Genomic DNA, 11,334 nt, shown 5'->3' on the forward strand with positions numbered 1-11,334 from the left:
GTCACCGCAGGCCGTTCGGACCGGTGAAGGTCGCGCCGACCTCACGTTCGAAGTTCTCGCCGCCGCCGCCCTTGAAGCCGTTGCAGGTGGAGCACAGGATCTGCAGATTGCCGAGCCGCTGGTACCACTCTTCGCGGTCCCCTTGGCTTTCGTTGCGGCCGTTGGTCCTCCAGTGCGAGACCACCGGGGTTTTGTGATCCACCGCGCCGTCGGCCTGGGACATGAGATGCGCGGGCTTGGTCAGGCCACCGCGACTCGCGCCCGGACAGACGTAGGTGCCCTGGCCGAACATCGGGTTGGAGGCCCACTGGGGCTGGCTGTGCATGAGCGCTATCTGCGCGGCCATCAGTGTGTTGCGGTGCGCTTGGTAGGCGGACTCCGGGCCGTAGAAGGTGCGGCGGATGGACGCGTCGTAGTCCGGGTGCACTTTGTTGTCGAGCACGTACACGCCGCCCTTGAGGATGTCGATGTCCATGACCCGGCCGATCATGGCCAGCTGACTGATCATCTGCCTCGAGTACGTCTCCACCTCGGCACGGACCCTGTTCAGCTCGCGCTCGTTCGGGGCTACCCGCTCGTGTTGGTGGATCTTGTCCTCGTACTCGCGAAGGCTGGCCTGCACCCCGTGGAGGTGCTCGACGACCTGCGAGTTCTTCTGCACCTCCTGGTCCTGCAGCGCTCGGTACAGCTTGGCGGAAAGGCGTTCCTTCTCGCTGGCCATCATCACGACGTGACTGCCGTTCTGTTTCTCGAGCGTCACCGTGTGGGTGTGGCCCTTCATCGCCACGGTCTGGCTTCCCATCAACCCGCTGAGATCCCTGGTCTGGTTCCCCTGCGGGGACTGGCCTTCCGCTGCCGGAGCACCACCTCGTCCGGTCAGCCTGCGCGCCACCCCGGACACCCAGCCGATCACCCGGTCCGCCGCCCGATCCACCGCCCCCCGGATCCGCGTGACGACGTTGCGCACCGGCGCCGCCACGTCCCCGAGCCCGATCAGCCGCGCCAGGAACCCGAGCACCACGGGCACGGCCCGCCCGAGCGCCTGCTCCACCGCGTTCTTGGCGGTGTCCAGGCTGCCGGAGGCGATCGCGGCGATGGAACCGAACACCGACTCGGCCAGGGCGCCGAGTTGCTGGGCGCGTTCGATGAAGAAACGGATCGTGTTGTACACGGCCAGGATTGCCTGGATGACGGCGCCGGCCGGGTTGAACATCGAGATGAGGCGGGTGATCGCGGCGCCGACGATCGAGTTCGCCACCCAGTCGCGGATGCCGCCGATCACCGTGTCCACGAAGCCGGACGCCATGTCGCCCAGTCGTTGTGACACCGCGGCGAGGCCTCGGGTCGCTATGTCGCGCACCCAGTCGACGCCGGTTTCCACCAGGCGGACGGTGCGTTCGCCGAGGGTGCGGACCAGGCGTTCGCGCAGCCACTGCCAGGTCAGGCCCAGCATGCTCGCGACCATGGAGAGGATGCCGCCGAAGTCGAAGCGCTGCGGGATCTGGACCGCGCCGCGCAGGGCTCCGGTCAGCCAGCCGAAGAGGCCCGTGCGCAGGTGGGTCAGGACGTTGGTGACGAACTGGCCGAGGCCGCCGCGGACGGCGGTGACCAGGTTGCCCGCGAAGCCGATCGGGTTGCGGACGATCGTGCCGATCACGTCGCCCGCGCGGTGGATGATGCCCATCACCTGGCCGCCGATGCCGCCCGCGCCGCCGAGCACGCCTTCGAAGACGAGCTCCATCAGCTTGGTGCCGGCGGCGCTCGCGAAGGTGCGCAGCCGGGCGATCGGGTCGCTGAAGATGCCGGACAGCCGGTTCCAGACGGCGCTCGGGTCGATCAGGTCGGTCACGCTCACCGCGTCCCACGCCCTGGCGAACAGGGCGCGGATCGATTCCCAGGTCAGTCCCAGCTTCGGCAGCTCCGCCGAGAGCCACTCGCCCGCTTTGGCGACCGCGCCGGACTGCTGCAGGTTCTCCCACAGCGCGGCGCCGCCGGGCACCAGGCCGACGAGCGCGCCGACGATCGCGGTGGCGTCGCGCGCGACCGGTTGCTGGGTGATCGGGTCCTTGCCCAGTGCCACGCAGAGCACGCCGTAGCCGGGGATGCGGCGCGCCCAGGTGCCGAACTGGCCCAGGACGCGGCCTTTGACGTCACCGGCCACGCCCGCGACGTCGTCGAGAATGCCGCGCTGCAGCACGGTTTCCTGCGGCGCGGACGGGACGAGGCTCGCCACCGCGCGGTTGCCGGCCTGACGTTGCAACGCCATCGCGGCCGCGGCGTTGAGGTGATGCCTCGGCGGCGGCTTCGGTGTGGGCGGCGCTGGGGCGGAACGGGTCCCACGTGCGTCGGCGGGCCGGTCGCGGCCGGGCACAGCGTGGGTCATTTCTTCAGTGTTCGCACCGGTTCAGCAGCCGTCGAGAGCTGCGTGGTCGGCCACTCGTGCACCGGCGGGCGCCCGTTCGGGCAATCACCAGGGGGCGGGGGAGTTCGCTTCGGGCACCAGCACCGCCGGGGTGCCGGAGCCGTCCGCGGGCACGGCCCACACGTCGTTCAGGCCGTCGTCGCGCTGGATCCCGTACGCGACGGTCCTGTCGTCCAGCCACGCCGGCTGGTCGTCGACGCTGCGGGTCTCGGCGAGCGGCGTGATCTTCTTCGTCGCCAGGTCGAGCACGGACACCCGCCAGCCCTGCTGGGGATCGCCGTTGACCGCGGCCTTGTAGGCGATCCGGGTGCCGTCCGGGGACAGCGACGGGCACTCGACGTTCTCCTGGCCCGTCAGACGGACCCTGCGGGCCGCGAAGTCGCCTTCGAGCAGGTAGCGGTGGCCGCCGGTGGACATGGTGGCGTAGAAGCGGTTGTCGTCGGCGGTGAACGTGACACCCCAGAAGTTCACGTCCACGGGCCGTTGGGACATGCCCTCGACGGCGAACTCCTCCAGCGAGTGCACGAGCGTGCCGGTCTTCGTGTCGAGGATGCCGGTGCTGGTCGAGAACCCGTTGGCGGCGTAGGAATGCCCGTCGACGAACAGCGTCCAGGCCACCATGCGCCCGCTGGCGGACACCCGCGTGCGGTTCGGGAAACCGGTCAGCGGGACGGTCTTCAGTTCCTTCAGCTGACTGTCGAGCACGGCCAGTTCGCCTGCTTTCAGCGCACCCACCGGGCGCAGGCACGAGATGGTGCCCGCGGCGGCGTACACGCGGTCGCAGCGCTGTTCGGTGACGTCCCGCGAGCCGGCGGGATCGTTGCGGGACACCGTGGAGAGCTTGCCGTTGCTGAGCATCATCAGCCGCGGGCCGTCGCCCGTCGGGACGGAGTGCGCGGCCTCTTCTGGCGAGGCGCCGGACAGCACGGTGTAGCCGACCGCGACGCCACCGAGCAACACGGCGGCGATCACGGTGATGAGCAGGCGGTTCTTCATGAGCGGCGACGTCCCAGCAGTGCGGCGGTGGTGAGCAGGGCCAGGACGACCGCGACCGCGGCGATCCTGGTGGCGGTCTCCGGGCTCCAGAACTGCCAGGCGAGACCGAACAGCACGGACGAGCCGAGGTAGGCGAGTGCCTGTCCACTTTGGATCAGCGCGATCCCGGTGGTGCGCAGGCGTTCCGGCAGGACCGGCCCGGCGAGCGCCATCAGCACGCCGTCCGTGGCCGCGTAGAAGACGCCGTAGAGCAGCACGACCAGGACCAGCAACGGCCAGCCACCCAGCGGTCCGAAGAGCAACAGGTAGACCAGCGTCAGCGCGCCGTAGCCGCACAGCATGACCTTCAGCCGGCCGACGCGGTCGGCGAGCGCGCCCAGAGGTGCGGCCAGCAGCAGGTAGACCAAGCTCGTGCCGACGGCGAGCAGCGGGAACCAGCCGAACGCCAGCCCTTCCCGCTTCTGCAGCAACAGGTACACGAACCCGTCGCCGATGGTGACCAGGCCGAGCAGGGACGCGGCCGCCACGATCCTGCGCACGGCCGGGTCCTTGAGCAGCGCGAGCTTCAGAGGTTCCTTGCGCTCCACCGGTTCCGGTCGGTCGCGCACGTAGAGCAAGAGCACCAGCACGCCGAACGCCGCGATGCAGAAGCTGGTGACGAACACCGCGTCGAACGACTGTGCCGAAGCAGCCAGCACCGCCATCGCGACGAGCGGCCCGGCGAAGGCACCGATTCCGTCCATCGCGCGGTGCACGCCGAACGCCCGGCCCAGGTCGTCGCTCGGCGTCGAGAGGGTGATCAGCGCGTCCCGTGGCGCGGTGCGCAGACCTTTGCCCGCGCGGTCCGCGGTGATCACGAACCCGAGCGCGCTCAGGGAGTTGCCCGCGGCCAGCAGCCCGAGCTTGGCCGCGGCCGAGAGCCCGTAACCGAAGCCCGCGACCGCCTTGCGCCTGTTGGTCCGGTCGGCGAGGTAGCCGCCGGCGAGCCTGAGCAACGTGGTGGCGCCGGTGTAGACGCCGTCGATCAGCCCGTACGCGGCCGGGCTGAGCTGGAGGCCGATGACCAGGTACAGCGGCAGGATCGCAGCGACCATCTCCGACGAGACGTCGGTGATCAGGCTGACCGTGCCGAGCGCGAAGACGTTGCCGCTCAGCCCTTTCCAGTTCGCCGTCCTGGGTTTGTCTAAGGTGGACAGGTACACATCGGCCTCCAGCGGTCCGTCAGTGGCAGTTCGTGGTGCCGCTGTCGGTGTAGGTCTTGCCGGCCTCGGGGACGAACTGCCAGTCGAAGCTGTTGCTGTGCAACGTCAGCTTCAACACGCCTCGGGTGCCGGTGTTGCGCGCCTCGCTGTTCGGCTTGATCGTGCCGAAACCGTAGGCGCCCGCGCCGCCCATGCCCGCGACGAACGTGCGGATGCCGCGTGCGTTGTCCAGCCCGCCGTTGGGGTTCTGCGGGGCGAACCGCTCGTACTGGTGGTTGTGCCCGAAGAGCACCAGGTCCGCGTTGGCGTCGTACAGCGCCTGGAACAACGGCTTGGTGGCCGCCGAGGGCGCGTGGTTGGCGCCGCTGGTGAACAGCGGGTGGTGCCAGTACGCCGCGGTGCACGGCTTCGTGCTCGCCGCGAGGTCCTGCCGCAGCCACTGCTCCTGCGCGCTGCCCGCGGACATGCTGATGTTGGAGTTCAACGCCACGATGTGCCAGTTGCCGAGGTCGTAGGAGTAGTAGCCCTGCCCCGACGGTCCGGCCAGTGACCCGAAGTAGTTGTAGTACCCCGTGGCGCCACTGGTGTGGTAGTCGTGGTTGCCGGGCGTCGGACGCGTGCGCGCCTTGTGCCGGCCCCACGTGGGCTCGTAGTAGCTCGTGAACTGCCCGGCGGTGCCGTCCGGGTAGACGTTGTCACCCGTGGTCCACACCGTGCCCTGGATGTTGTCCAGCAGCGCGGCGGTGGCGCTGTCACCGGAGCCGGAGTCCGCGATGTCACCGGCGCCGACCCACACCGGGTCGCCGGGCGGTTCGGTGGTGCCGCTGGTGATCACGAGCTGTGGCGCGGTGGTGGCGCCGGACTCCCGCGAGTCGTAGTCGGCACCGTCGGAGTTGCTCGACGTGACGCCGATGCTGAACGTGCCGTTGCCAGTGACGTAGCTGGTCACGTCGACCTCGTACCAGGCGTTGCGCACGACCGCGCCGAGCGAGCCGAGCGTGGCGCCGTCCACGGCGGGCTGGTTGTTCCAGGTGACAGCGGTTTCGGTCCAGCTGACGTTGCTCATGGACCGGAACGTGCCGCCGTTCGGGCTCTGCGCGTCGGAGACGTCATCGGTGTGGATGCGCAACTTGGCGTTGCTGACCGCGCCGCTGATCCCGGAGACGGAGAACTTGAGGAACGACCGTTTGGTCGACGAGTTGTCGATGCCGAGCTGTCCGGACGTCCCGTAGTTGGTGCCGGCGGCGGCGCTGTCGACGTAGGTGTCGGCGGTCGGGGTGAAGGTCGTTGTCGCCGCTTGGGCGGTGGTGGAGGCAGTGAGGGTCGCCGCCGTGACGATGATCGTGGAGAGCACGGCCAGGGGCGCTCTGCGACGTGACATGCCAGTCCTTGCAGTGGTGGGCGGACATGGGCCGTCGCGAAGAGTAGGGGTGCGGAGCACCGCTCTCCAACGGTCGTTCGTAGGCAGTTCGGTGAACGGCGGGAAAACCCCGCCACAGGGTGACTGCCCTTTCGGGCAGTCACCGGCTCCCTCCGGCACCGCCGCGCGGTCGTGTCGCGTTTTCCCTGGTCGCAGCAGCATGTGTCGGACAGGGTTCCGTACGACATGGGAGGCCGTCGATGCCCACCTATCTCTCGCCGGGCGTGTACGTCGAGGAGGTGGAGGCAGGTGCCCGCCCGATCGAGGGCGTCGGCACCGCCGTCGCCGCGTTCGTCGGGTTCGCGGCCAAGGGTGAGTACAACACCGCGACGCTGGTGTCGAACTGGGCGCAGTACACCGAGAAGTTCGGTGACTTCGCCGAGGGCTGCTACCTGCCGCTGGCCGTCTACGGCTACTTCCTCAACGGTGGCAACAACTGCTACGTCGTCCGCGTCGGCGGGTCGAAGTCCGCCGCCGCGCTGCCTGCCGGTCCGCAGGCCCAGCTGGGCGCGTATCGCGTCTCGGCGCGCGAGCTCGGCGCGGGTTCGCTCTCGGTCGAGGTCGGTGACCCGGCGGGGGAGAACGCGCCGGACGACCGCTTCTCGTTGCTGGTCAAGGACAACGGCAAGGTCGTCGAGACGCACCAGGTCTCCGCCAAGCGCGGCAAGGAGAACGTCGTCACCGTCGTGAACACGGCCTCGAAGCTGATCACGATCGAAGAGGTCGCCGGAGCTTCGGTCGCGCGACCGGACAAGGCTTCCGTGGCGCTGCGCGAGGCCCCCGCGCCGCCTCCGGTGCCGCGCAAGGTCGTGGCGGACGACTACGTGGGCGACGTCGCCGACCGCACCGGCTTCGGTGGTCTGGAGGCGATCGACGAGGTCACGATGGTCGCGGTCCCCGACCTGATGAGCTCCTACCAGCGCGGGCTGATCACGCTGGAAGCCGTGAAGACCGTGCAGGCGGCGGTGATCGCGCACTGCGAGCTCATGGGCGACCGCATGGCGATCCTGGACCCGCCACCGGAATTCTCGCCGGACGAGATGAAGAACTGGAAGCAGGTCGAGGCGGGCTACGACTCGAAGTACGCGACCCTCTACTACCCGTGGATCAAGGTCTACGATCCGTCCACTTCGGACAACATCTTCGTGCCGCCGTCAGGTCACATGGCAGGCGTGTGGGCGCGCACCGACGCGACCCGCGGCGTGCACAAGGCTCCCGCGAACGAGACCGTGCGCGGTGCGGTGGCGCTGCAGACCCAGCTCACCAAGGCCGAGCAGGAGCTGCTGAACCCGATCGGCGTGAACTGCATCCGGTCGTTCACCGGGCGCGGCATCCGCGTCTGGGGCGCGCGGACGTTGTCCTCCGACCCGGCCTGGCGCTACCTGAACGTCAGGCGGCTCTTCAACTACCTGGAAGAGTCCATTCTGGACGGAACGCAGTGGGTCGTCTTCGAGCCGAACGACGACGCCCTGTGGGCCAGGATCCGCCGCACCATCGCCGCGTTCCTGGTGATGGAGTGGCGAAAGGGCGCGCTGTTCGGCCTGACGCCGGACGAGGCGTTCTACGTCAAGTGCGACCGCGAGACCAACCCGGCCGAAGGCATCGACCTCGGCCAGGTCGTGTGCGAAGTCGGCATCGCGCCGGTGAAGCCCGCGGAGTTCGTCGTCTTCCGGCTCGCCCAGTTGCAGGGCGGCACCAGTCTGGTCAACGAGTAAAGGCGGTTCATCGACATGGCACTCCCCGATCTCGACACGTCGGTAGGCCACTCGTTCGGCCTGGAGGTCGACGGCATCACGATCAAGCAGATCTCCGAGGTGACCGGCCTGAAGATGGAGCAGGACGTCATCGAGCTCAAGCAGAACATGGCCGACGGCAAGTACGTCATCAAGAAGCTGCCCGGCCGCCAGAAGGCGGGCGAGGTCGTCTTCACCCGCGGCCTGACGGGCGACAACTCGTTCGAGAAGTGGGTGAAGGACTCCCGCTTCGGCAAGATGGGCGCCGCCCGCAAGAACGGCGTGGTCGTCGTCTACGACTACGAAGGCTCCGCGATCAAGCGCTACAAGATCATGCGCTGCTGGCCGAAGGCGTTGGAGATCGGCTCGTTGAAGGCCGGCGACACCTCCGTGCTGACCGAGAAGCTCACGGTCACCTACGAGGAGATGGAAGTCGAGTGAAGCGGGCTGCTGCTGTCGTTTCGATGCAGACGGAGTTCGCGTTCGAGCTTCCGCGCGGTTACGTGGACGACTCCGGCGTGGTGCACAAGTCCGGGGTGATGCGTCTGGCCACGGCACGCGACGAGCTGATCCCGTTGCGGGACGACCGCGTTCGCGAGAACGCGGCGTTCCTGACGGTGGTGCTGCTCGGGCGAGTGGTGGTGCGGATCGGTTCGGTCACCGACGTGCACGCCGGGATCATCGAGAACCTGTTCGCCTCGGACCTGGCTTTCCTGCAGGACATGTACCGCCGCATCAACAGCGAGGGGCACACGCGCTCGGCGGTGCTGTGTCCCTCCTGCGGGCACGGGTTCGAGGTCGACATCTCAGGTGGGCGCCTGGGGGAATCGTGACGTACGCGCCGGACCGGCTGTACTCGGAGGTCGCGTACGTCGCCTACCACTTCCACTGGTCGCTGGAGTCCATTTTGGACCTGGAGCACCCCGAGCGGCTGCGGTACGTGGAGGAGATCGGCCGCATCAACACGCGGATCTCGGCTGGTTCTGGTTCGGGGAGGTGACTTGTCGTGTGGCCCTTTCGACGGCGTTCTGCTCCTTTGCCCGTGGTCCGGGCCGACTGGCGGACGTTGCCGCCCCTGCAGCGGGTCGTCTCGCCGCATCCGCTGATCAACCCGGTGTCGTCCTTCTCGTCGCGGCTGACGTCGTGGCAGAACCCGTCGTTCCTGGCGCCCTTGGCCCACGCCGTGGGCCCGGCCGAGCCGTCCGGCTCGATCTCGGACGTGGCTGCTCCTGCTGCCGCGGAACCTTCGGGCTGGACTCCGGTGTGGAAGTCCGAACCTGCCGCGGTGCCGGTGGTTTCGCGGCTGGCGGTGGACAGCGCGCCCGCGGTTTCGCCAGGTCACGTTGAGGTTGCACCTGAACCGCGGCCGGAACCCGTGCAGGAACCCGCATTGCCGGAACTTGTGACCGAGACCGCGAACGAGACCGGGCCGGCGGCGGCGGTGCAGCGCTCGGTGCCGGAAGAGCCGCCTCGCCCGGCCCGGCCGCGGAGGCTGGGCCTCGGTGAGCCGATCTCGCCGGTCGTGCAGCGATCTGTTGTGCCGTCCGCGCCGGAACCGCCCTCCGCCACCCGAGTGTCTGCCCAGAACGAGCCGGGAACCGAACACGTGGTGCACAGCCCGGAGGAGTCTGGTGACTCGGCGTCGGCCCCGATACTGGGCCTCGCCGAGCAGGTGCCGGCAGGGCCTCAGCAGTCCGCCGAATTCCACGAGGACACGCCGGAGCGAGCTGTCGGGCCGGTGGTGCAGCGCCTGGCCGATGTTCGCCCGAGCACTGCTGAACCCGTCCGAGGCACCGCAACGCCAGCGGTGCAGCGAACCGCGCAGGGGCCGTCCGAGGTTGCTCGGAGTGCGGATGCGCCGACACTGCAGCGCGCGCCTGACGTCCGCCAGACCGGACCCGTCGAAGGGGCTGGGTCGCCGACCGTGCAGCGGACCGAGCTGGGTCCGTCGGTGGTCGGCGAGGTGGGCAGTTCTGCGGATCGGCCCACGTTGCAGCGTGCGGCTGATGTTCGTCAGGGTGGCAGCGTCCCCAGGCCGGTTGAGAGTGCTGTGTCGGCGACGGTGCAGGGGCCCGAGCTGGGGCCGGATGTGCCGACGTTGCAGCGCGCGTCTGACGTTCGTCAGACCGGCATCGGTCCCGGACTGGTCGGCGGTGCTGTGTCGCCTGCGGTGCGGCGGACCGAGCAGGGGCAATCCTTGGTTGCTCGGAGTGTGGATGCGCCGACCTTGCAGCGTGCGGCTGACGTCCGCGAGACCGGCGCTGTCCCCGGCTCCGTCGAGGGTGCTGTGTCGGCGACGGTTGCTCGGAGTGCGGATGTGCCGACGTTGCAGCGTGCGGTTGATGTCCGCGAGACCGGCGCTGTCCCCGGCTCCGTCGAGGGTGCTGTGTCGGCGACGGTTGCTCGGAGTGCGGATGTGCCGACGTTGCAGCAAGCCGACATCCGTCAAAGCAGCGTCACTCCCGAACCCGCCCGCGATGTCGCGTCCTCGACGGTGCAGCGGGCAGCAGAACAACCGGCTGATGTCCGCCAGACCGGCCCCATCCCCGGACCTGTCGGCGGTGCCGTGCCGCCGATCGTGCAGCGGACCGAGTCGGGCCCGCGCTCGGCTGCTCGGAGTGCGGACGCGCCGACGCTGCAGCGCACGGCTGACATCCTCCAGACCAGCACCGCCCCCGGACCCGCGTCACCGATGGTGCAGCGGGCCGAGGCGAACGCGCCGACACTGCAGCGAGCAGTGGATCACCCGGTGGACGTCCGCCGGCTCGGCCCGATCCCCGGACCCGCCGAGGGTGCCGTGGCGTCAACGGTGCAGCGGACCGAGTCGGACCCGCCCTCGACTGCGTGGAGTGCGGATGCGCCGACGTTGCAGCGCATGCCTGACATCCTCCAGACCGGTGCCGTCCCCGGACCCGCGTCACCGATGGTGCAGCGGGCCGAGGCGGATGCACCAACGCTGCAGCGAGCAGTGGACCACCCGGTCAATGGTGGCCAGAACAGCCCCGGAACCGCCGCACTTCCGACGGTTCAGCGCCTCTCCACGGTGAACCACACTCCAGCCTCCCCGAACACCCGGATTGGGGATCCGCCCACGTTGCCACAGGCCAGTTCCCCAGTGGTGCAACGGCTTGTCGGCACCGCGCCCGCCCTGCCGGTCCTCACCCACCCCGAACCAACCGGCGCCCCAACAGCAACCACGACACTCGCCTTGCCCCGGACAGACTTCGCCGAGCCGGTCGCACAGCGGTTCGCAGGTACCAGCCCGCCGGCCGTCCAACGGGCAACACCTCCAGCGCTGCCGGTCGTCGCCACTCCCGAACCCCCGGCGCCCGAACTCGTCCAGCGGATCGTGGAAGTCCAGCGAGTCGAAGCACCCCAGCCCGAACCGTCCCAGCCCGAACCACCCCAGCCCGAAAAGGCTCAGCCCGCCGCGGCACCGTCGGCGCAGAACCCCGAGGAACTGCTCCGCAAGTTGTACGACCCCCTGCTGCGCCGGCTCAAGGCCGATCTGTGGCTCGACCGCGAGCGTCGTGGGGCGCTCACCGACCTGTGAGGACAACG

General features: G+C 69.2%; 9 protein-coding genes. 5 read left to right on the forward strand and 4 right to left on the reverse strand.

The genetic code is table 11. The features are described from left to right. Position 1: 1 nt before the first annotated feature. From G7043_RS33440 to G7043_RS33455, 4 genes are all read right to left on the reverse strand, one after another. On the reverse strand, positions 2-2,383 hold the full coding sequence (locus tag G7043_RS33440) for a hypothetical protein (RefSeq protein ID WP_166052628.1): 2,382 nt from the start codon (positions 2,381-2,383) through the stop codon (positions 2-4). 84 nt (positions 2,384-2,467) lie between these two features. Next, positions 2,468-3,418, reverse strand: coding sequence for a PD40 domain-containing protein (locus G7043_RS33445; protein ID WP_166052630.1), 951 nt, complete (start codon positions 3,416-3,418; stop codon positions 2,468-2,470). Beyond that, positions 3,415-4,620, reverse strand: coding sequence for an MFS transporter (locus G7043_RS33450; RefSeq protein WP_166052632.1), 1,206 nt, complete (start codon positions 4,618-4,620; stop codon positions 3,415-3,417). Before G7043_RS33450 ends, G7043_RS33445 begins: the two co-directional genes overlap by 4 nt. A 19-nt stretch (positions 4,621-4,639) precedes the next feature. Next, positions 4,640-6,001, reverse strand: a complete 1,362-nt coding sequence (locus G7043_RS33455) for a CBM96 family carbohydrate-binding protein (RefSeq protein ID WP_166052634.1) — start codon at positions 5,999-6,001, stop codon at positions 4,640-4,642. 239 nt (positions 6,002-6,240) lie between these two features. Between G7043_RS33455 and G7043_RS33460 the strand changes: the two genes are divergently transcribed. Genes G7043_RS33460 through G7043_RS33480 form a run of 5 tightly spaced genes read left to right on the forward strand, consistent with a single transcriptional unit; the run spans position 6,241 to position 11,326 of the window. Next, positions 6,241-7,755, forward strand: coding sequence for a phage tail sheath family protein (locus G7043_RS33460; protein WP_166052636.1), 1,515 nt, complete (start codon positions 6,241-6,243; stop codon positions 7,753-7,755). A gap of 15 nt (positions 7,756-7,770) precedes the next feature. Then, the gene (locus tag G7043_RS33465; RefSeq protein ID WP_086667269.1) at positions 7,771-8,214 is read left to right on the forward strand and encodes a phage tail protein; all 444 of its coding nucleotides are present in this window, start codon (positions 7,771-7,773) and stop codon (positions 8,212-8,214) included. A 23-nt stretch (positions 8,215-8,237) separates the two neighbouring features. After that, positions 8,238-8,606, forward strand: coding sequence for a hypothetical protein (locus G7043_RS33470; protein ID WP_166052638.1), 369 nt, complete (start codon positions 8,238-8,240; stop codon positions 8,604-8,606). Then, on the forward strand, positions 8,603-8,773 hold the full coding sequence (locus G7043_RS33475) for a DUF6760 family protein (protein WP_166052640.1): 171 nt from the start codon (positions 8,603-8,605) through the stop codon (positions 8,771-8,773). The genes G7043_RS33470 and G7043_RS33475 overlap by 4 nt, the downstream gene beginning before the upstream one ends. A 6-nt stretch (positions 8,774-8,779) precedes the next feature. Beyond that, complete coding sequence (locus tag G7043_RS33480) at positions 8,780-11,326, forward strand: hypothetical protein (protein ID WP_166052642.1); 2,547 nt, start codon at positions 8,780-8,782, stop codon at positions 11,324-11,326. Positions 11,327-11,334: the final 8 nt, after the last annotated feature.

Source organism: Lentzea alba, assembly GCF_011067745.1.
GTDB lineage: Bacteria > Actinomycetota > Actinomycetes > Mycobacteriales > Pseudonocardiaceae > Lentzea > Lentzea alba.

What these genes read in the sequence shown, in the direction of transcription:
- G7043_RS33460 (WP_166052636.1), top strand. Translation starts at nt 6,241, where the DNA reads ATGCCCACCTATCTCTCGCCGGGCGTGTACGTCGAGGAGGTGGAGGCA.
- G7043_RS33445 (WP_166052630.1), bottom strand. Translation starts at nt 3,418, where the DNA reads ATGAAGAACCGCCTGCTCATCACCGTGATCGCCGCCGTGTTGCTCGGT.
- G7043_RS33455 (WP_166052634.1), bottom strand. Translation starts at nt 6,001, where the DNA reads ATGTCACGTCGCAGAGCGCCCCTGGCCGTGCTCTCCACGATCATCGTC.
- G7043_RS33440 (WP_166052628.1), bottom strand. Translation starts at nt 2,383, where the DNA reads ATGACCCACGCTGTGCCCGGCCGCGACCGGCCCGCCGACGCACGTGGG.
- G7043_RS33465 (WP_086667269.1), top strand. Translation starts at nt 7,771, where the DNA reads ATGGCACTCCCCGATCTCGACACGTCGGTAGGCCACTCGTTCGGCCTG.
- G7043_RS33470 (WP_166052638.1), top strand. Translation starts at nt 8,238, where the DNA reads ATGCAGACGGAGTTCGCGTTCGAGCTTCCGCGCGGTTACGTGGACGAC.